Source organism: Thioalkalivibrio sp. ALJ3 (genome assembly GCF_000377205.1).
Taxonomy (GTDB): Bacteria; Pseudomonadota; Gammaproteobacteria; order Ectothiorhodospirales; family Ectothiorhodospiraceae; genus Thioalkalivibrio.
The window spans coordinates 427,453-447,626 of record NZ_KB897905.1 but is presented as its reverse complement, the minus strand read 5'-3'; the positions used below and the strand labels follow the sequence as shown (position 1 = coordinate 447,626).

Annotated in this window: 22 protein-coding genes; 5 read left to right on the top strand and 17 right to left on the bottom strand. The window is 63.8% G+C overall.

The window, feature by feature from the left end:
- Nucleotides 1-174 precede the first annotated feature (174 nt).
- Nucleotides 175-1,995, top strand: coding sequence for a translational GTPase TypA (gene typA / locus C935_RS0102185; RefSeq protein ID WP_018860877.1), 1,821 nt, complete (start codon nt 175-177; stop codon nt 1,993-1,995).
- 123 nt (nt 1,996-2,118) lie between these two features.
- On the opposite strand, the gene C935_RS0102180 is transcribed toward typA, so the two are convergent.
- The 12 genes from C935_RS0102180 to C935_RS0102125 all read right to left on the bottom strand — a co-directional run bounded on the left by C935_RS0102180 (nt 2,119) and on the right by C935_RS0102125 (nt 14,115).
- The gene (locus C935_RS0102180) at nt 2,119-2,532 is read right to left on the bottom strand and encodes a type IV pilin protein (RefSeq protein ID WP_018860876.1); all 414 of its coding nucleotides are present in this window, start codon (nt 2,530-2,532) and stop codon (nt 2,119-2,121) included.
- A complete protein-coding gene (locus C935_RS0102175; RefSeq protein ID WP_026278598.1) occupies nt 2,529-2,840 on the bottom strand; it encodes a hypothetical protein in 312 nt (103 codons plus the stop codon). Before C935_RS0102175 ends, C935_RS0102180 begins: the two co-directional genes overlap by 4 nt.
- Before the next feature lie 14 nt (nt 2,841-2,854).
- Complete coding sequence (locus C935_RS0102170; RefSeq protein ID WP_231367683.1) at nt 2,855-6,379, bottom strand: pilus assembly protein; 3,525 nt, start codon at nt 6,377-6,379, stop codon at nt 2,855-2,857.
- A gap of 31 nt (nt 6,380-6,410) precedes the next feature.
- The gene (locus tag C935_RS0102165; RefSeq protein WP_026278596.1) at nt 6,411-6,908 is read right to left on the bottom strand and encodes a PilX N-terminal domain-containing pilus assembly protein; all 498 of its coding nucleotides are present in this window, start codon (nt 6,906-6,908) and stop codon (nt 6,411-6,413) included.
- A 2-nt stretch (nt 6,909-6,910) separates the two neighbouring features.
- Entirely contained in the window at nt 6,911-7,945 is a 1,035-nt protein-coding gene (locus tag C935_RS0102160; protein ID WP_026278595.1) for a PilW family protein, read from the bottom strand.
- Nucleotides 7,942-8,412 (bottom strand): type IV pilus modification protein PilV, encoded by a 471-nt coding sequence (gene pilV, locus C935_RS0102155; protein WP_018860872.1) that lies wholly within the window; start codon nt 8,410-8,412, stop codon nt 7,942-7,944. The genes C935_RS0102160 and pilV overlap by 4 nt, the downstream gene beginning before the upstream one ends.
- A gap of 9 nt (nt 8,413-8,421) precedes the next feature.
- The gene (locus C935_RS0102150; RefSeq protein WP_018860871.1) at nt 8,422-8,940 is read right to left on the bottom strand and encodes a GspH/FimT family pseudopilin; all 519 of its coding nucleotides are present in this window, start codon (nt 8,938-8,940) and stop codon (nt 8,422-8,424) included.
- A 92-nt stretch (nt 8,941-9,032) separates the two neighbouring features.
- Complete coding sequence (locus C935_RS0102145) at nt 9,033-9,557, bottom strand: GspH/FimT family pseudopilin (protein WP_018860870.1); 525 nt, start codon at nt 9,555-9,557, stop codon at nt 9,033-9,035.
- 142 nt (nt 9,558-9,699) lie between these two features.
- On the bottom strand, nt 9,700-11,562 hold the full coding sequence (locus C935_RS0102140) for a hypothetical protein (protein ID WP_018860869.1): 1,863 nt from the start codon (nt 11,560-11,562) through the stop codon (nt 9,700-9,702).
- Nucleotides 11,559-12,707, bottom strand: a complete 1,149-nt coding sequence (locus C935_RS0102135) for a pilus assembly PilX N-terminal domain-containing protein (protein WP_018860868.1) — start codon at nt 12,705-12,707, stop codon at nt 11,559-11,561. The genes C935_RS0102140 and C935_RS0102135 overlap by 4 nt, the downstream gene beginning before the upstream one ends.
- Before the next feature lie 83 nt (nt 12,708-12,790).
- Complete coding sequence (locus tag C935_RS0102130; protein ID WP_255349344.1) at nt 12,791-13,564, bottom strand: PilW family protein; 774 nt, start codon at nt 13,562-13,564, stop codon at nt 12,791-12,793.
- Nucleotides 13,564-14,115 (bottom strand): GspH/FimT family pseudopilin, encoded by a 552-nt coding sequence (locus C935_RS0102125; RefSeq protein WP_255349343.1) that lies wholly within the window; start codon nt 14,113-14,115, stop codon nt 13,564-13,566. Before C935_RS0102125 ends, C935_RS0102130 begins: the two co-directional genes overlap by 1 nt.
- A 172-nt stretch (nt 14,116-14,287) precedes the next feature.
- Between C935_RS0102125 and C935_RS0102120 the strand changes: the two genes are divergently transcribed.
- Nucleotides 14,288-14,722, top strand: a complete 435-nt coding sequence (locus C935_RS0102120; RefSeq protein WP_026278593.1) for a type IV pilin protein — start codon at nt 14,288-14,290, stop codon at nt 14,720-14,722.
- A gap of 135 nt (nt 14,723-14,857) precedes the next feature.
- Nucleotides 14,858-15,703 (top strand): SUMF1/EgtB/PvdO family nonheme iron enzyme, encoded by an 846-nt coding sequence (locus C935_RS0102115; RefSeq protein ID WP_018860864.1) that lies wholly within the window; start codon nt 14,858-14,860, stop codon nt 15,701-15,703.
- 112 nt (nt 15,704-15,815) lie between these two features.
- Here the strand turns inward: C935_RS0102115 and C935_RS0102110 are convergent, their stop codons facing one another.
- Together C935_RS0102110 and C935_RS0102105 are read right to left on the bottom strand one after the other, a co-directional pair.
- Entirely contained in the window at nt 15,816-16,355 is a 540-nt protein-coding gene (locus C935_RS0102110; RefSeq protein WP_018860863.1) for a protein disulfide oxidoreductase, read from the bottom strand.
- On the bottom strand, nt 16,352-16,783 hold the full coding sequence (locus C935_RS0102105) for a hypothetical protein (RefSeq protein WP_018860862.1): 432 nt from the start codon (nt 16,781-16,783) through the stop codon (nt 16,352-16,354). The genes C935_RS0102110 and C935_RS0102105 overlap by 4 nt, the downstream gene beginning before the upstream one ends.
- Before the next feature lie 135 nt (nt 16,784-16,918).
- On the opposite strand from C935_RS0102105, the gene nadA reads away from it, so the two are divergent.
- On the top strand, nt 16,919-18,001 hold the full coding sequence (gene nadA / locus C935_RS0102100; protein WP_018860861.1) for a quinolinate synthase NadA: 1,083 nt from the start codon (nt 16,919-16,921) through the stop codon (nt 17,999-18,001).
- A 161-nt stretch (nt 18,002-18,162) separates the two neighbouring features.
- Here nadA and C935_RS0102095 read toward each other — a convergent pair whose 3' ends face one another.
- Nucleotides 18,163-18,369, bottom strand: coding sequence for a hypothetical protein (locus C935_RS0102095; RefSeq protein WP_017926221.1), 207 nt, complete (start codon nt 18,367-18,369; stop codon nt 18,163-18,165).
- Between the two features lie 86 nt (nt 18,370-18,455).
- Here C935_RS0102095 and C935_RS0102090 point away from each other — a divergent pair, with 86 nt between their 5' ends.
- Nucleotides 18,456-18,833, top strand: coding sequence for a hypothetical protein (locus C935_RS0102090; protein WP_018860860.1), 378 nt, complete (start codon nt 18,456-18,458; stop codon nt 18,831-18,833).
- A gap of 94 nt (nt 18,834-18,927) precedes the next feature.
- Here the strand turns inward: C935_RS0102090 and C935_RS0102085 are convergent, their stop codons facing one another.
- Together C935_RS0102085 and C935_RS0102080 are read right to left on the bottom strand one after the other, a co-directional pair.
- Entirely contained in the window at nt 18,928-19,458 is a 531-nt protein-coding gene (locus C935_RS0102085; protein WP_018860859.1) for a hypothetical protein, read from the bottom strand.
- 109 nt (nt 19,459-19,567) lie between these two features.
- A complete protein-coding gene (locus C935_RS0102080; RefSeq protein WP_018860858.1) occupies nt 19,568-20,149 on the bottom strand; it encodes a thioredoxin family protein in 582 nt (193 codons plus the stop codon).
- Nucleotides 20,150-20,174: the final 25 nt, after the last annotated feature.

Genomic DNA, 20,174 nt, shown 5'->3' with positions numbered 1-20,174 from the left:
CGTTACGGCCGGGATGGCCGGGCGCCGGTTATCGATGGCGATCAGGCGGCTGATGAGTTGCCCTGGCAGCGCGGGGGCGAAGGAGCCTGCGCATAAAACGTGGAAGTCGCAGCGCGGTCACGAATAAGTCTGTATAGTGTCGGCCCTTTTGCCAGTATCCAGAGTTTGTATTCCATGACCGAGAAGCTTCGCAACATCGCCATTATCGCCCACGTCGATCATGGCAAGACCACGCTGGTCGACCAGCTCCTGCGCCAGTCCGGAACGCTTGATGCGCGCGGCGACCACGGCGAGCGGATCATGGATTCGAACGCGATCGAGAAAGAACGCGGGATCACCATCCTGGCCAAGAACACGGCCATCGAATGGCAGGACTACCGCATCAACATTGTCGACACCCCTGGACACGCCGACTTCGGTGGCGAGGTCGAGCGCGTGCTGTCCATGGTCGATTCCGTGCTGCTGCTGGTGGACGCGGTCGACGGCCCGATGCCGCAGACCCGCTTCGTGACCCAGAAGGCCTTTGCGATGGGCTTCAAGCCAATCGTGGTGGTCAACAAGGTCGACCGCCCCGGCGCCCGCCCGGACTGGGCCGTGGACCAGGTGTTCGACCTGTTCGACCGCCTTGGCGCGACCGACGAGCAGCTGGACTTCCCCATCGTGTTCGCCTCCGCGCTGAACGGCTTCGCCGGACTGGATTCCAGTGTTACCGAAGGCGACATGACCTGCCTGCTGGAGACGATCGTCAAGCATGTGTCGCCGCCGAACGTCGACGCCGACGGCCCGTTCCAGATGCAGGTCTCCTCGCTGGACTACAACTCCTACCAGGGCCTGATCGGCATCGGCCGCGTGAAGCGCGGGCGCATCAAGCCGAACACTCCGGTGAAGGTGGTGGACCGCGAGGGCAAGGTACGTAATGGCCGCATGCTGCAGATCATGGGCTTCCACGGCCTGGAGCGTGTCGAGGTCGCGGAGGCCCGCGCCGGCGACATCATTACCTTCACCGGCATGGACGAGCTGTACATCTCCGACACCCTGTGCGACCCGAATAACGTCGAGGCGATGGAACCGCTGACCGTGGACGAACCGACGGTGACCATGACCTTCCAGGTCAACACCTCGCCGTTCGCCGGGCGCGAAGGCAAGTACGTGACCTCGCGCGTGCTGCGCGACCGCCTGCTGGAAGAGCTCAAGCACAATGTCGCCCTGCGCGTGGAAGAGACCGACGACGCCGACAAGTTCAAGGTCTCGGGCCGTGGCGAGCTGCATCTCGGCATTCTGATCGAGAACATGCGCCGCGAAGGCTACGAGCTGGGCGTCTCGCGTCCGGAAGTGGTCATCAAGGAAGTGGACGGCGTAAAGCAGGAGCCCTACGAGGCCGTCACCGTCGACGTCGAGGAGCAGCACCAGGGCACGATCATGGAAAAGCTCGGCGAACGCCGCGGCGACATGACCAACATGGTGCCCGACGGCAAGGGCCGCGTGCGCCTGGACTTCATCATCCCGTCGCGCGGGCTGATCGGCTTCCAGACCGAGTTCATGACCGCGACCTCCGGCACCGGCATCCTGCACCACATCTTTGACCACTACGGCCCCTACCAGCCGGGTGCGGTCGCCTCGCGCCAGAACGGCGTGCTGATCGCCAATGCTGCCGGCAAGGCGCTCGGCTTTGCGCTGTTCAACCTGCAGGATCGCGGCAAGCTGTTCATCGGCCCCGGCGACGAGGTCTACGAGGGCATGGTCATCGGCCTGCACTCGCGCGAGAACGACCTGGTCGTGAATGCGCTCAAGGCCAAGCAGCTGACCAACATCCGCGCCGCTGGCACGGACGAGAACATCCAGCTGACCCCGCCGATCCGCATGACGCTGGAGCAGGCCATCGAGTTCATCGACGACGACGAACTCGTCGAGGTCACTCCGGAAAACATCCGCATCCGCAAGAAGTTCCTGCTCGAACACGAACGCAAAAAGGCCGCCCGCGCCGCCTCGGCGTAACGGTCAACGCCAGCGCCTCCTACAAGGGGCAAGGCAATAACAGGCGCCCGGCCGGGTTTACCCGCCGGGCGCTTTTGTTTGGGCATCGGATCGCCGGGGCTTGTTCGGGCTGGCCCGTCGATTTCACCAGCAATCGGACGCGGTACCGTTGGCACCGCGTTCGCCGCGCTCGTTCAGGGTAAGGGTGCCGCACCGGGTGTCACGGCTGGCCTGGACCCCCTGGGGTACGGCCTCGAGCCGGAACGAGGCCCGCTCGACCTCGGCCAGACGGAAGCTGTACCGATCCGGCATGCCGTTTTCGGTCATGCAGCCACGGCTGGGCAGGTCGCCCTCGTAGCTCATTTCACGGGTGTAGCGTCGCTCCATCGACTGTGCAGCCTCGGTCAGGCAGCCGGCGGCATTGCCCCGCCAGGTGTTGGTCACATGGTTCTGGTAGGAGGGGTAGGCAATCGCTGCGAGGATGCCCACGACCGCGACCACCACCATTACCTCGATGAGGGTGAACCCGAGACCGCCCCGAGGTGCTTTGGGGGTCATGGTTTTCGCTCCAGCTGCACGACCCGGCCGTCCGCGATTGTGGCCCTCACCCGGTCGCCGACCGCCGGGCTCGTGTCGTCATGAGTGCGGCGGTGTTTCGGATGCGGGATGCGGGAATGCAGGCGCAGTCGCTCGCCATTGATGACGACCTGCTTCTGTTCCGGAAGGCTGCGTTCCAGCACGCCTTCAACCGTGCGTTCCTGCTCGACGTAAGCCATCGCGAAGGTCGGGGACAGACTCAACGCAACCAGCACCCCGATCGCCCGTCTGCGGCCCATCGCGGGCAAGGTTGTTCTCGGTTTTTTCATCCTGTATCCCCCCGTTATCGGAGCTGACGCCAGCTGCGCCAGTTGAAGCCCGGACGTTCCTCGTCCGGCATCTGCCAGACCTCTCCCCCGGAGCCAACGGGCAGTTTGTATTCGCGATCCCGCCGTTGCTGGTCCTCGACCACGGTTGGCCGCGAGGGGATGCCGACTGGCGAGCGGATTCCGTGGGCGGGCAGGGCGATCGATTCCACGGTGCCATCCTCGTTCTCGACCGGGACGTCCACGAAACTTTCTTCGCCAAAGCCTTCGCCGCTGAGGTCCCAGGGCGACCGCTCCAGCCGGCCGCCGCTGAAGGCATCGAACTCCATGATCCAGCCGGTCCCGCCACCGGGGTCGCAGGGATCGCTGCTGGGCTCGGGGATCAGGGTCGCGAAGACGACACGGTCGCCGTGGCGGATCAGGGCATCTTCCACCACCCGTTCGCCCTGAAAACCGAACAGCGGCGAGACAAGATCCATCACCCAGCCGGCTTGGCTGTCCTCCATGGTGTGATCACTGGTGACGCGCAGATCAAAGTCGAATGCCTGGACCTCGTGCTGGATCTCCTGGACCAGCAGATCGGAGCGTTCGACGATGCCCTCATCGCGATCTCGTACCCCGTACAGGCTCTGCGTGGAGCTGTTGCCGGGGTCGTTGTCGCCGACCTCGAAATACTGGCCGGTACCAAAGAACAGGTTCACGTGCCCACTGTCGTCGCGCGCGACCGCCGGACGCGCCGTGATCGGTTGCCGGGTGCCACCCGCATCATGCGCCTGGAATAGCGGTGAAGTCTGGGTGCCGGTAGTGAGGAACCCCGGGGCACCCCACTGCGCGGGTCCGTTTCCACCCAGATCCAGACGCCAGAGATTGCCATTCAGATCCCCGGCGTAGATGCGGTCGATCTTGCGGTCGCCGCTGGTGTCGACGGGTACGGGGCTGAACATGCCGTTGTCTGCGGTGTTGTCCGAGTGGTTCGGTGTCCATTCGAACAGCCGTTCGCCGCTCAGGGTGTCGAGAATCAGGATTGAGGCCTGGCCGTTCTCGCTGCCGTAGCCGTTCGGAATCGCGGTGATCCATTGCCCGCTGGCGGCGCGCCCGAGCACGGGGTCGCCGATGACCCGGCCGAGAGAGGACTCGAATGCCTCGTGACGGTGGTCGATCTCCCACAGGACTTCCTGCCGGTCGATATCCAGCGCGAACACGCCGGTTCCACCCGCCCCCTGCGAGGCCACCACGATGCGCCGCCAGCCGGTTCCGTCATGCACGTGACCGAGCCGGGGTGAGCCATCCAGCACATAGCGCCGGTCGTAATCGGGTCTGGAGAGATCCTGAAGGTCGCCATAGACGGCGTTGGGGACGAGCGCGAAGACCTCGAGGCCGCCTTCCGAGGAGCAGCCACCAATGGGTTCGGCAGTGTTGTCCTGGCAGGGGAGTCGGCCGTCGAAAGCATGGAATTTGCCGTCGTTCGCGTTGACGGCCACTAGTGGGCGCTGGGTCCTCCAGGAGTCCAGCGCGTCGCTGTAGGACTCGCCGACCCCTTCGAGACGCCCATACCCGAAGTCCTGTGCATGTACGAACAACGGGCGTGAATTCACGATATCGCCCAGAAGGCGCTGCCGGGGGCGTAACTGGTCTGCGCCAAAACCCTCGTTATCCGACATGCCACGCAGCCAGTCGAGCCGCTCCGGGCCCGTCCCTTCTCCGCCCAGCGCTTCCTGCTGGGGATCGGTCAGTGCCGAGAATTCGAAGGCGACGGTCTCGCCCTGGCTCCAGCTCGGTGAGAAATCATCCGGTTCTTCGCTGGGTGCCCAGGTCAGCAGGTTGCGCCCCGCAGGTGGTGGCAGCTGGGCCTCGGCATCCCAAGCGGGGATGGACTCGATCAGTTCGCCGTCATCCAGGGCGGGGCTGGTTAGCCGAAAGGCCCGCAACTCTCCCGACCAGTCGCTGGAGTCGAAGCCGGCCTGGAAGATCGCGGATCCCGCCTGCAGGCTGGTGGAGTTGGCTGCGACAGCAGCCGAGCTGCCGGTCGCCTCCGCGATTACGCCCTCGAAGATGCGCGACATGGCGTCCTGCAGACCGTCCTCGCTGGTCGCGTCAAAGGCGGAACCGGTACCACCGGATTCGGCCAGAAGGTCCAGCGGGTTCTCCGGCATGTCGTCGTCCAGGCCTCCGATTCCGGGAGGCAAAGCGAAGCCCACGATGTAGGTGTCGACGTCGGTTGTGGCGTGGAAGTCCTCGATCGCGTCGGACGCCTGGCGGATCGCGGTGGCCGGGTCGTCGCCCAGTTCGGTGCCGTCGGCCTGTACCGAAGGGAGGCCGTCGGTGACCCAGACCGCGGCGTTGACATCGCAACTGCGCGGGATCTCGGGCGTATCGAGATTCCCCTGATCGCTGCCGAAGTGCTCGGTTTGTCCGAGGAAGTAGTCACGCGCGGTGCGCATCGTCCCCTCGAGTGGCGTGAGCCCGGCGGCAATCAGTGGCCAGTCCGGGTCCACCAGTACATTGCCATCGCCGGGTGACCAGTCGTGGCGTTGGGGCTCCAGCTTGCGCTCGATCGCTTCCCAGTGGTTGGGATCCACGTTGCCGTCGGCATCGAATCCGCCGATGGGCACATGCAGGTAGCCGAGGCCCGGCGAATGGTTGGCACGCCATTCCGGTTGATTGAGCTGGGAAAAGATCATGTGCTCGCCCCAGTGCGTAACACCGCGCTGGCGCATGCTGTCGGTCAGGGTGCCGAGCAGGTTCAGCGGGATCTGGTTCGAATAGACGGGCTGCCCGCCGAAACCCGCGGTGACATCGCGGTAGCAGTCGAACGGAAACAGGTCGTCCTCGGTGAAGTCTCCGGTGTATTCGCAGAACCAGGTCTCGTCGTGTTCCGGAAAGCCGGTCGCTCCATCCTCCGCCGTGATCCACTGATAGCCGGGCACGGCCACGTTGTAGAAGACCCAGACGTCGTCGCGTGTGGGGTGGGGTTCGCGGAAGCGCTTGGTATCCGAATCCCACGGGCCCTCGTGGTCCGGATCGTAGAAATCGGGATTCGGGGTGGAGGCGTAGCGCACGTCATGCGGGCGGTGGACCAGGCGCCAGAGCACGGTACCCAGGTCGGCTGGGTCGTCTACCGCGCTGATGAAGACGTCGTTGCGGGCATTGCTAGGCGGATGTTGCTGATAGGCCATCAGTCCCAGGTTGATGCGCCCTCGATACTCGTTGATCAGGTTTTGGCCTACACGTTTGACGATGCTGCCCTTGCTGTCCTCGTAGCGCGCACCGGCCGGGCACGTGTCGGGCTCCAGGTCCTCGCCCGGGGCGCACTGATCCCAGTCCATCGCGACCCGGCCCTGGCTCAGGCCCTCCTGCATGCTGTCGGAGTTGTCGAGGATCAGCAGTACGTTGGGTGGCAGGCCTGGCCCGGTGAGGAACAGCGGCTTGTTGGCGACCTGTGCCGCCACGCTCGCCGGCATACTGGCCAGCGCGAGGCCCAGCGCGGCCGCAACCAGGGCGTGGCGGGGTGCGGCTCGTGGCGTGGAGATTCCTGGCGTCATGGGCATCCTTGCGTCATGCGGTGGCCGAGGGTTAGTGGCGGAAGGTGGCCTGCAGGATTACGACAGCCTCGGGTGATCCGCCCTGAGCGCGCACCGTGATCCGGTAGAGATCCTGATTGGGCAGGGCTTCGTCTGCGGCGAGCGCATCCACCGGGGGAACCGGCACGGCCTCGATGTAGTAGCGGGGCATCGCGTACAGGCCGAAGCTCTCCGCGTCCGGCGGGGCATAGGCCGTTCCGCCTCCGTTGGCGAGCCGCTCCTCCCAGGCGAGAGGATCGGCAGGCGCGCCCACGGGCTCCGCTGCTGTACTGGGATCAAGATTCATCTGGCCATGCCGCAGGGCAGCCTCGGCGACCTGGAACGCCAGGTTGCGGTCCAGCATGTTGCCGGTCATGCGTTCCTGCAGAATGGTGTTGCGCATGCCGGTAACGGCGATCAGCGTGATCACCAGCAACAGTACCAGCCCGACGATCAGGGCCGAGCCCTGCTGCCCATGCCGACAGGGCACGCTTCGAGGTGTTGCGTTCATGGTCATTCCAGCCGGTTGCGCGTGGCGACGGTGGTGGTGAACACCTGGTACAGACGCCGGTCCGGCGCATCGAACAGTTCGTTGGCGAACAGCAGTCCGGTGCGGGGCTGATCCACCACGTTGTTGTCCAGCCCGTTGTAGACGAGCAGGTGGACGCGCACGGCGGCGACTCTGGCCCAGTCGCTTTCGCTCCAGCTGGTGGTATTGCCCGCGGCCACGAAGCCGTCGACCTGCTGGTTGTCGTTGTTGTCCTGCCCGAACTCCAGGCGCATGTCGTACACCCCCTCGGCGATCTCGCGGCGCACCGGGTTGCCGTTGCTATCGGTATCCGCCGTGCTGCGCCGGAACAGGCTGGCCACACCGGGGCTGGCCGAGGATTCGCCGATGTAATAGGTGATGGTTTCGAGTCGGGAGATCGAGAGGGTGGCGGGCCCGGAGAAATCCGTGAGGTCGCCGCCCACGTTCCCTGGCGAGATGTTCGCGCCCGTCGCGCGGCTGAGCACGCCGGGCTGGGCTGGAGCGTTCTGGAAAAGCTCGCAGGTGGTGCCGGCCTCGTCCGCGACCAGCACGATCTCGCCCTGGGCAACATCGACCGGGTCAACCGTGTTGATCGGTGCGGTGGTATTGGGCACCGCGACGGCAACCGACCCGATCGAGGTCATGCCATGCAGGGTCAGGACGTCACCACGAAGATGGTCGCTGGGTGGCTGCGGGGGCAGGAATGCCGATTCGACCGTGTGCGACCAGGGGTCGAAATCCGCGCTTGCCGTGTCGAGCAGGTTGTTGACATTGCCGCCACGGCAGCCCTCGTGGCCGGCCTCCCGCGCATCGCGAGCGATGCGTTCGATCACAAAGCGCCCGGTCTCCTGCACGCGCGACATGGCTTCCTGTGTGCGCGAGGTCTGCTGGGTGGAGACAAACAGGGCGATGACCCCGCCCACGATCAACAGCCCGAGCACCATCGCGACCATCAGCTCCACCAGAGTGAAGCCGCGCACACGGTTCCTGTTCCGGCCAGATGAGGAGTCGGCACTCATATCCCGGTCCTCGTGACGAACTCTTCAAAGGGCTCTTCGCCATCCTCCGCCAGGCGGCGGTTGTCCCAGCGAATGGTGATGGTGAAAACCTCACCGTTGCGTTCGATGCGGCCCTGTCCTTCGGGCAGGGCACAGGCCAGCGCCATCCGCCATTGCGTCAGGTCGGCGCTTGCCAGGTCGGGCCCCGTTCCCGGGGCCTCGCAATCGGGTGGTGACTGGAAGCCCGTGTCATAGTTGCCATCCAGGGCGGCCTCTCGGTTGGTGCGCATGCGATCGGCGATGTCGTAGGCAAGGTTGGTCGCCTGTGCACGCATATAGGCACCCTGGTTGAGCTGAAGCGCCTGCGCCTGGAGGGCCGCCAGCCCAATCACGCCAATGGAGAGCACCACCAGGGCGACGAGCACCTCGATCAGGGTGACGCCACGGGTACGGGCCACACGGGCGGCGGGGAGTGGACGTGATGACATCGACTTGGCCTATTCCGGGCAGCTTTCGGGCTGTGTCGATACGCGTCCGCCCGGCTCGACATGCAGCGAACGGCCGCGCTCGCCGCTGCAGTCTTGTGGCCAGATGCGCATAGCGGCATCGGTCGGTTCCGGACTGGACTGGGCACCCAGGGCGTCGAAGGCGAGTGAGCCATTGACCGCGATCCGAATGGAACTGGCCGGGCCTGACCATTGCTGCAGGGCCGTGCCCTGGCCGCAGTCGTTCGGGTCTTCGTCCACGGCAAACACCCGTGCCTCCCAGCCACCCTCCCAGTCGTTGCCATCCGGGCATACGGCTGCGGGCAGCCCGCGGCGGACTGCCTCGCTGCGGGCGAGATTCAGGGCATTGACGAGTTCGTTGGTGGTCGCCGAGGTGCGGTGATTCTCCACGAGGGTGGAGAAGTGCGGGATGGCGAGGCTGATCAGGATTACCAGCGCGGCAATCGTAATCATCAACTCCACCAGCGAAAATCCCTTTCGCCGGGTTTGTCGGATAGCCGAGTCTTCCATGACGGGCTCATTTCTAGATGATGGGAAGGGTCGCGTGTAGACCTGTTCTAACCGGCGGTCCAAATACAGCAATGGACGGTGTCTTAATTACTTTAGCCGCATGTTGCTTCGCCCACGCGCGGTCGCCCGGTATTCGACAGCACGATCGCCCGTCCCGAGCCTTCTCCCGCGCAGACACTGACGGTCCCCATTAGCCAGGCACCGGAGAGCTGCTGTGACTGTCCCAATGCATCGAAACTGATGTAGTGACGGGTGGGGGTGTTGCCAGTGATTCCCACGCGCGGCGCCTCCTGCCCCACGCGCACGATCGCATCAGGTCCTGTCGGTTGTGTGGCCAGTGCGGCGTTCTGGTAAAGGATCCAGCCGCCGTCCCAGTCGATCGCCGCCGAACAGGTGGCGCCATCCTGAGATGTGCACAGCGTGACCGGCGAGCCGCGACGGATCGCCTCGCTACGCGCCAGGTGCAGGGTGGTCAGAAAGGAATTCGTCGCGCTGGTCACGCGATTCTGCTCGACCAGATTGCCGAAAGCGGGGGCCGCGATACCGACCAGCACCGCAAAAACCACCAGCGTCACCATCAATTCCACGAGCGTCAGCCCGAGCGCATCCTTGCGCATACCAGACTCCTCCCTGAGTTGTTTAGCTATGACTCTAAAGGCGTTCGTAAATTATCGCCACTGGTGCGAACGTGCCATATGCTTGATGTCCGTGTCATCCGGGCACGAGCCTTGTTCTCGTGACGCAACCCGTCTGACGCTGCTAGAAGTTATGGTTGATCGTGCCGCAGTTCGTTGTTCCGCGGAACTCACGCAGTTGGTTACCGGGCCCCGAAGCCAACAGTTCGATCGTCTCCCCTTCGAGCGCTTCAATGGAGCAGGAATAGGTACTGTTGCTCGGATGGGAACAAGTCCCCCCTGAAGTGGGCAGATCGACCGAAACGATCTGATTTCGGTTGTGGCGGCTCCCCTGCACGACGGTCGTACATTCCGATCCGGATGGGGGAGGGTCGTCGTCACCATCGTCGTCGTCACCACTGTCGCGGGCAGCTAGTACGAATCCGAAGCTGTTGAAGTCGAGTATTTTTTCAATGTTGAGTGAGGAAGCCGAGCGCCCGGCACGCTTTTCGATGAGCTCGCCCTGCCCGTCGCGCTCGATTCGGTACCCCCAAAGTTCGTCTACCTCGACTCCGGATCCGGAGGCTGCGCCGACGACGCCCTGAGCGGAATTGCGCATGGGGTCGGTAACCGGACACCAGTAGGCTCCGCTGCCATCCCCGTCCCCGAGGCGCCCGAACGTCTGGCACTCGAGAGAGCCGCCCGACATCCGTGCATCGGCGGTCGAGACGTTGCTGTCCGCGTCGAGGAATCCACTCATTCGGGTGCGGAAGGTGGTGCGTGTTTGCGTTACAGCACCGCAAGTCGGGCGCGTAGTGCAGACCAGGCCGGCAGGGTTGTCGTAGAACGGGTTATTGGGGTTGTCCGCACTGTCGGCTTGGTGATTTTCGTGCCCGACGTGTTCCTCGCTGAACTGGAGCATCGCTTGCTCGCAGTCACTGGAGTCGTCTTTTACCAGGAAGTGATGGCCTCCGGGGACGAAATATTCAACCTCCGTGTCGCGGCAGTCTCCGTCGCGATCGCATACGGTGCCGATGCTGGCCTTTCCTTCGATGGTGCTACCCGTGATCCCGATTTCGACAATCGTGTCCTCTTCGGTGATGCGATTGCCAAAGTAACGGCGTTCCACGGCCCCGCCCAGTCCGCCGGAGAATGCCTGAGGCCGCTCGTTGGGCGAACCAATGCAAACCTGTGTCGTCGGGTCCTGCGGGAAGGCCACGATATTGCCCAGCCAGCCGTTGGACACGTAACACGAATATCCGATCGCCTCATAGCTACCAAATGTGGTGCTGTGGCTGAGTCCCTGTCCGGGGAATACACGGCAAAGGGTGTTCCCCGTGGCTGTGATCTGGATTGGAGGGAGCCCGTTGTCCAGGAAGTCGTCCCCGCGGAAAAAGATGTTCCCACTAATGCGCGCACTGCCGTTCGGAACTTCCAGGAAGTCTCCGGTATCCGGGTCAATGATCTCGGTGATCTCCCCGCTTTCGTCCGTGCGGACCATCATGCCATCGACCGTTTGCCCTTCATGGGCATCACTGGGTAATTCGACTTCGCCATCTTCGTTTCGATACGTGCCGGTAGTGCCGTCTCCGTCGCTTTGCGCGAGTGCGATATCAGCGACGCGGGAAATCGAGGTGTAAAGCTGTATGCCCTCAATCTCCGAGCCGTCTACGCGTACCGTGATATTGGCGAGGTCATCGACCTTCGTCACTTCCCAGGTCAGTTCAAAGACATCGTTGGTTCCCGCGAGCCCAGTTTCGCTACCGCTTTCCATCTCTTCCCAGCTGACGGATCGCAATTCGTCAATCTTCTGCTGGGCCAGATAGAGGGCTTCGCTGGACGCTTTGCTCTGGCCGCTCGTTTGCATCAGTGTGCCGTGGAACTGCGCGATGGCGAGCAGGCCTACCGCGAATACGATCAACGCAATCAAGGCCTCAAGAAGAGCAAAGCCGTGGGTGCGCGCCTTTGGCAGCGCTGCATCGCCTGTGCGATAGAAAGAATATTTCATTCGAAGTCCACCCAGCTGCCTGCGATGATGCCCGTCTGAATGCCCGCGCCATAGATATTGGGCCCGGACGGTCCCGTGGGATCCTCCAGATACCAGAGGTCCCGTGCCTGTTGGCTCAGAAGGTCACGGGCGGCATTGAGCGCCGCAAAATTGTAATTGAAGTCGGCGTTACCACCGCCTGAGCTCTGGAAGGTGGTCTCGCCGTATTCATAACTCCCATTGTTCTGAATCAAGTTCGAGACGAACATGGAGCCTTCGAGGCCGCCACTGCCACCACCGGTCACTGTGTAGCTTCCGCCCAGGACGATGATGAGTCCGTCGAACTGCGGTGTCCCGGATGTGGTCAGACCCCCTTTCACCACCAGGACACCCGACCCCCCCGCGTTGCCGCTGAATTCCATATCTCCATTCACGACGTTCACGCCATCGAGACTGCTGTTGCCGCCAACCGAATGGTTGCCAGATATCACATTGGCCTCTGCTTCGATGGCGCTGACAAAGTCATTCAGTGCGTTGGGATTGTCCCAGGGTTCGCCAAAACCACCGTCCGAGATGGGCCCGTCGTAGTTGTCCGCACGCCCCACTTCCGCGATTGCGTTGATTACTGCGTCGCGGTTCGCTGCATCCTGGAGTGAGATGGCCGGCCCGCCAGCGCCATCCACCCGAAACGAGTTACTGTTTGGTGCGTCGAAGTCGACGTCGCCAGCAAAGTTGAGGGGAGCCAGGCTCCCTTCTGAAGCGCCTTCGCCAAAGTCCATCAAGAACACGCTTTGCGACAACTGGCGAACGGCGGATCCATCGTCGCTACGGCCTTCCACCTCGATATCGAGGGTTACATAGCCGATTGCGGCGACGTCGGATGGGGCTTCGAAATCGGAACATGCCTGACCATCAATGCGGACGATCTCGAAACTACCTCGATCACTGTTGGGGCCGAGAAAATGAGGGCCGCAATCGAGGTTGTCGACGTCGTAGGAAACGAAAATGGACTGCATGTAACCCAGCCCAGCCTCAGCCGCGTTTAGGGCCTGAAACGACCGGTATTCGTTGCCCGCCATTTGCTGCTCGGTGCGAACAGGGTCGGTGGTGTAAAGGGCGATCAGGGTGGCGCCGAAGAAAAGGATGACGCCAACGACCAACGCCATGGCACCGGCCTGTCTCCTCGGAGGCGACGACAACGCTGGAAAGTTTCGCATGCGGGTCGATCTCGTAGTCTGGGTCACTCGATTCATTGCAGTGTTACCCGTCGGTCGTTGCGCACCCGTACGATCTCGGTCAGCGTGACCCGGTGGTCACCAAGTTGACCCTCCATGACAATCCGAATGCGGCGCTTTTGCAGAATGGTCTGTCCTGGGTCGCCGGCTTCGCTGGCATCAGCAGAGCAGGATGAAAAACTCCCTTCGCCCGTGGAGATGTTTCGACAGAGAAACTGACCTTCCTGCCCTGGATCTCCGATCGCCGTAAAGGTCAGATTGGTGATTTCCACTGGGTCATTGGCCCCGCCGACGAGTACCACCCATTCTTCGTCATCGGGGTCCGATGACGGATTCAGCATCTGGATCGACCCTTCGCTAAGACGGAACCCGTACAACTCGTTGTTGCCAATGGTGCCGTCACGATTCCGGTCGAAGGCGTAATTCAGGCGCCCGCAGTTGGTGCTCTCGGAAGCGCAGTCGTCCAGTTGCAAGCCCTGTCCGGTTCCCTGAGCGAAAGGGCTGGCCGCGTTCAGATTCTGATTCCAGTATCCGGCCCGCCGGACGTCCGACGAGACGATCAACATGGTGGAACGCATGTCCTGATTCAGACGAACCGATGACAATGTCTCGTTGCTGGCATTTACGGTGACGATGTAAACCGTGGAAAGCGCGAGCAGCACGATCAGGCCCACGACGAGACCAATCATCAGTTCGATCAGTGTCACACCATGCTGAGCAGTCCGTCGCCCAGGGACTGCTTTCCCTGGGCGGGTGACGACCGTGTCTTTCGTCGTTACTGTGCGCATCAGGTGCAGGCCCCGAAACGCCCACTGCCATCGGGCTGGCAAATCCATGACCGGCCAAGCGCGTTCAGGCGAATTTCCAGGGATCGTCCGCGCGGGTCGGATACCGTTATGGAGGCGACCGGTGAAATCACCTGATCGGTGTTGGTCGTGCGAAGCGCCAGGCCGCGCACCGGATCCATCAGGATCCCGTCATCCCAGGTTTCGTTGGCGGCAATCTGGATGCGGGGAAAATCATCGTTGTTGATCCGTCGGATGTCTTGATTGTTGGCATCGCGGACCACAAGCCAGGCTCCGTTGGAAGGTAGTTCCAGCGTAACCTCGCCGGAGCGCATGATCGCTTCCGATCGTGCGAACTGGAGTTCCGCCAGGATGGCTTCGGCAGCACCGTTCAGGCGCCGGTTGTCGAGTAAGTTGATCAGGTTGGGAGCTGCCAGCGTCGCGATAATTGCAAGCACGGACACCACCACGATCAATTCGATCAAGGTGAAGCCCGTGCAGGGCTGTGACCTGCGGGTGATTTGGCTTGCAGAAATGGGGGGCGCAAGCGGCATGCGGATTGACCTCGCCGGGTATACGATTTCGTGTATGTAGTATGGGTTGAACGAGCGGGCACGGGTTGACCGCTCATGGGGGCGAATGCCCCGCTCGCAAGAGCGTTCCGGAAGATTGACGAACTGGTGGTATTCTCGGGGCAGGGAAATCGCTGGGCAGGGGGGCACGATCATGTATGCAAAGCGCAGAGTACTCGGGTTTACGCTGATCGAGGTCATGATCGTCGTTGTGATCGTGGCCATACTCGCGTCGATCGCTTTCCCTGCCTATGACCGCTACGTCACACGGGCCGAGCGAGCGGATGGGCAGAATGCGTTGACAGATGTACTGCTCCGCCAGGAGCGATTCCGGGCCAATAACCCGCAGTACTCGAGTAATTTCGGGTCGGATGACGACGGGCTGAGGCTTGTGAGTGATGGGCAGTCGGCCACGTACGATAGTGATGAGGGGCGGTGGCGACTTTCGATCACTTCTTCGGGAACCAACGCCTTTACCGTGCAGGCGGACAAGGTTTCCGGGCGCACGGACTCGACGTGTAATCCCATGGTTGTGACGGTGACGCGCGATACGGGTGAAACGGATCGAACTCCCGAGGAGTGCTTCTAGCCTTCTCTGTGTTCCATTGATCGGCCTTATTCATTCAGCAAGTGCCCGAACTTGCGGGCATTTGTTGTTGCCTGATGATTCATGTAGGCAGACACTTGTGGAATGCAATTGGATAAAGCCCGGAGCGTTCAGGACTTGGAGCAGGCGGATCTGCTGGATCTGCAGCAGCGGGCGGCGCGCAAGGCGCGGCTGGATGTCACGTTCCGTGACGAGGCGCGTTCGGGTGCGGTGACGCCCGAGTTGCAGGTGATCCCGGCGGGCGAGTGCGAGATCGGTTCGGATGCTTCGGAGTACGGGCATCAGGAGCATGAGTCACCGCGGCGCTATGTGGTGCTGGAGAAGCCTTTTGCGCTGGGCCGTTTCGCGATTACGCGGGAGGAGTGGGAGGCCTTTGCCGAGGCGACGGGCTGGGAGACCTGGGACTGGCTGGTGTGGCCAAGGACGCCACGCACGCCGATCTTCAACATCAAGCCCGCGTCGATTCAGCAGTATCTCGATTGGCTGAGCGAGGAAACCGGCAAGCGCTATCGTCTGCCCACCGAGGCCGAGTGGGAATACGCCTGCCGGGCCGGTACACGCACGCCTTTTGCCTTCGGCGAGGTGGTTGGCTGCCGCGACGTGCACTTCAATTCCCTGTTCCCCTACGAGGAGCGCCGGCAGCGCCGCAAGTGGTATCTGCCCGCCTGTTTCCCGTTGTCCCGTCCGCTGGATGTCGGCAGCTTCCAGCCGAACCTGTGGGGCCTGTACGACATGCACGGCAACGTGCAGGAGTTCACTTCCACGCCCTGGCATGACGATCACGCGAACATGCCGCGCGACGGCGTATACCGTCGCGACCCGGACAACGAGTGGGTCGTGGTCAAGGGCGGCTCGTGGTTCGACCCGGCGGTCGCCACCCGCAGCGCCGCCCGGCGTCGCCGCAACATCGACGAGATGGATACCAACCTCGGCTTCCGCGTCCTGCGGGAGTTGGATGATTAAACGCTCGGTTGCCTGAGCGCGATGCGTTTCGCTTTGCTCAACGCATCCTACGGTTGGGATGTGACGCGTAGGGCGCACTGAGCGCAGCGAACTGCACCGTGGAGCGGTGGGGCTACAGCCAGCGGGCGAGCCAGAGGCGCAGGCGCAGCTCCAGGGGCGGGGCGTAGCCCTGCTTGCGGAAGACGATCTCGCCGTCGGGGTTGATGATGAAGGTCGCGGGTACACCGCGAACGTTGTATTGCGAAGCGAGTTTGCCCTGCGGGTCGTTGATCACGGCCAGCTCGCGCTCGCGGTCGTTCAGGTGCTCCAGCACCTCTTCCGGCGTGCCGGATTGCATGGCCACCGTGAGCACCGGGTGGCTTTGCGACAGGCGCACGATCTCGCCTTCCTCGAGGCGACAGATCGGGCACCAGGTGGCCCAGAAGTGCAGCAGCATGGGCTCGTCCGCGTAGTCGGCGAGTGTTACTGGCGTGCCATCCAGTAGCTGGGCCTCGAACTCGGGGGCGGGGCCCTCGACCATGTCGCGCGCCATCCAGGCGCGCACGGCCAGGAAGATCACCAGGGCGATCCCGATCTGGATGCCCCAACTCAGGGCGCGGCGGCGCCGGGAAGGCTTCGGGCGTTTCGGTTTGTCGGGGCGGGTCTCGGTCAACGGATCATCTCGGCCTGTCCGGGGCGGGCGCGGGTCCCGCGTTTTTTCGGGCCCTTGCGCACCGCGATGCGCACCAGTTCGTCCTCGTCAGCCATCAGGCGTTCACGCTGGGCTTCGGTCAGAAGCGGATTGCGGGCGACGAAGTAGCGCAGATTCGGGTCGCGGTCGTTCACACAGGCGTCGACCTGCTCGGGCGTCAGGTCGGGGCGTTTGGCGCAGTTCAGGCGCACGGTCTGGTTGGGGTCGGCCAGCAGCAGGGCGACCTCCTCGGGTGTGAGATCCATGCGGCGGGAGAAGTAGGCCTTCACCTGGGCATGCTGGTCGCGCACCAGCAGGGGCCGCCAGTGCGCCTCGAGGTCCGCGGACAGTGCGAGGTCCATGCGTTCCTCGAATGTCATTGCCTTGTATTGCTGCTTCAGGTCGGTCATGGCCGGGGCATTATAGGCGCCCGGGTTGGGATGCGCGGCGACGCCCCCACAATGTGTAGGAACGACAGCGCCCGGGAGCCTGTCGTACTATTAGCCAACGATAATTTACCCCGCATGCCGGGGTGTTGAGGACCCATGACCGCACCGGTGGCCGAAATTCCAATCTTCCAGGTTCCGCGCACGGATCACGTGACGGCTTCGCTGCATGCGTTGACCGATGCCCAGCGCGACGAACTGGTGCGCCGTATCAAGCGCCTGCTGATCGAGCGCAACGCGGTGCTGGTGGCGCATTACTATGTGGACGAGTCGTTACAGCGTCTGGCGGACGAGACCGGCGGCTGTGTGGCCGACTCCCTGGAGATGGCGCGATTTGGCAAGGAGCACCCGGCCGAGACGCTGGTGGTCGCCGGGGTGCGATTCATGGGCGAGACGGCCAAGATCCTGAGCCCGGAGAAGCGCGTGCTGATGCCGACGCTGGAGGCCGAGTGCTCGCTGGATCTAGGCTGCCCGGCTGACGAGTTCGCGAAGTTCCGCGCCCAGTATCCGGATCACACGGTGGTGGTGTACTCCAACACCTCGGTGGACGTGAAGGCGCAGGCCGACTATGTCGTCACGTCCAGCATCGCCGTGCCGCTGGTCGAGCACCTGCGCGATCAGGGCAAGAAGGTTCTGTGGGCCCCAGACAAACATCTTGGCGACTACATTCGCCGCACCACCGGTGCCGACATGGTGCTGTGGGACGGCTCCTGCGTGGTGCACGACGAGTTCCGCGCCTGGGCGCTGGAGGACCTGCGCGGCCGCCACCCCGGCGCCGCGGTGCTGGTGCATCCGGAATCCCCGCGGGAGGTGATCCATCAGGCCGATGTGGTCGGCTCCACCAGCCAGCTGATCGCGGCGGTGAAGAACCGCCCGGAACAGGAGTTCATCGTTGCCACCGACAAGGGCATCTTCTACAAGATGCAGCAGGCGGCCCCGGGGAAGACCCTGATCGAGGCCCCCACCGGCGGCCACAGCGCCACCTGCACCAGTTGCGCCCACTGCCCGTGGATGGCCATGAACGACCTGGTTTCGCTAGCCGAGACGCTGGAAGACGCCGCGGAACCCGCGAAGAACGAGATCTTCGTTGATGAAACCGCGCGCCAGAAGGCCCTGGTGGCTACCCAGCGCATGCTCGATTTCGCCGCCGAACACCGCAAGGCCACCGCCGGCGACGCCTAGGGGTGCCCGTCATCGCGCGCCGCGCAGCGCCGAGGCGACCTTCGGGGGTGGCACAAGGTGCGGGTTTTCGCATGGAGGTTGCTACGCCCTTGGTGTCACCCACTGTAGGAGGCCAGCCCCCTGGCCGATCGGGCCCTTGTAAGCAGTGATGCTCCTGGGGCTCAGCGGTCGTTCAGCCAGGCGGCCCACTGGGAGTGGGTGGAGACGTCCACGCCGTCGGCCTTCGCGGCCTTTTGCAGGTGGGTCTGCAGGTCATCCATCAGTTGCGAATCCATCAACTCCGGCGCCAGCGTCAGCTGCGCGTGCAGCGTGCTGTAGACGAGCTTGAGTTCATTCACCGGATAATGCGACCAGTCGAGGTGGGCCATGGCGTCCGTTCTCCGTTTCGATCATTTGGGTTATAGCCTGACGGTGGCCTGCGGTGCCATTCAAAAGCACCTGCGAGGAAGTGGAGATGTATAAGCGCCGTGCGCGTCTGCTGGTGGCGGCGGAACGGCCGGATGGGCGCGCTGCGCGCGTGGCGGAGCTGGCCGCGGCGGCCGAGTTCGAGGACTGGATCGAGGTGCGCCCGGCGGACGCGATGGCCGACGTCACGGACGCTGACCTGTCCTGGGCCGATCTGCTGGTGGCGGTCGACACGTCTGCCGCCCGCGTCATGCCGGCACGCCGTCCCGCGAGTTGTCGGCCGAAGTACTGGCAGTTGCCCGACGAGACCGGGGCCGATTTCGACCTGCAGACCCTGGAGGCGTTGCGCTGTATGGCCGGCGGGATGCGCATGCTCGCGCGTGTGGATGCTGCCGGGGGCGATGACGGGGAAGGCGGTCACGCGTAACGGATCGCGTGTTGTCGAGAGGCCGCGTTGATGTGAGCGCCCGGGGGTGCCCCGAAAGATCGCCTCGGCGCTGCGCGCCACGCGATGACAACGGCTATTCGGGGTGGTATGGAACGGGCGGCCGGGCATGCAGCTGGGCCAGGTGGTCTTCGTAGAGGGCCCAGATGCGCGGGGCGATGGCGCCGCGCGAACCAGGGTAGGTCAGGCGGTCGGGATTGAAGGTGGCCAGGCGCTCGATCTCGGTGCAGCGCAGTTCCTGGTCGACCACGTTGAAGATCAGGATCTGCGTACCTTGGTCGGCGATAGGCAACAGGGCCCCGATGATGCCGGTGTCATTGAGCCCGGGCTCGCCACGGGCGTCGCCCAGCTCGGCCGGTGGGCGCACAAGCGTGCCCAGCAGCTCCTGGTAGGCCTGGCCGCAGGCAAAGCAGATCTCCGGTGCGCGCAGCCCCTGCACACGTTCGCAGGCCTGGCGCACGGTATTGTCCGGCAGTGCCATGCGCGCCGGCGGGATCGGGATGCGGTTGCTCTCGCCGTTGGGCAGCAGGCGCGGGACGGCCTCCTGGCAGGACGGGCAGCGCCAGGTGGCGACCCGCGGGCCGTCGATCACGTTGCTGGGCGGCATGCGGTGGCCATGGTTCGGAGTGTGCGTTCAGTATACGGCGGGCACGGCCGCCGCGCGGGCAAGCCCGCTCCCGCACGGTCGATTCGGCCAGCCCATTGCGGCAGGTGGGTCAGCCGTAGTAGTCCGGCTCGTTGCCCGGGCGCCACTTGATGTTGCAGCCCAGACTCGGGTGCTGTGGCTCCGGGGCAGTCTGGCCGGCCAGCAGGGCATCGCTGGCCGCGCGCAGGTCGCGCCCGGTGACCGGGGTGTCGGAGCCGGGGCGCGTTTCGTCGAACTGGCCGCGGTAGTACAGCTTGCGGTCGGCGTCGAACAGGTACAGGTCCGGGGTGCAGGCCGCATGGTAGGCCTTGGCCACGGACTGGTCCTCGTCCAGGCAGTAGGGAAACTTGTAGCCGAAACGGCGGGCATCGTCGCGCATCTTGTCCGGGGCGTCGTCCGGTACCGCCTGGATGTCGTTGGAGTTGATCGCGATCACCGCAATGCCCCTGTCCGCGTACTCGCGGCCATAGCGTGCGAACTCGTGGCGGATCAGTTGCACGAACGGGCAGTGATTGCAGATGAAGGCAATCATGTAGCCTTTCGCATCGGGGAAGCTGTCGAGGCTGATGGTGTCGCCGGAGACGACGTCCGGCAGGGAGAAGTTCGGGGCCTCGGTGCCGAGTTCGATCATCTGCGAGGGGGTGCGGGCCATGGTTGCTCCAGTGCCTGTTAGGTGT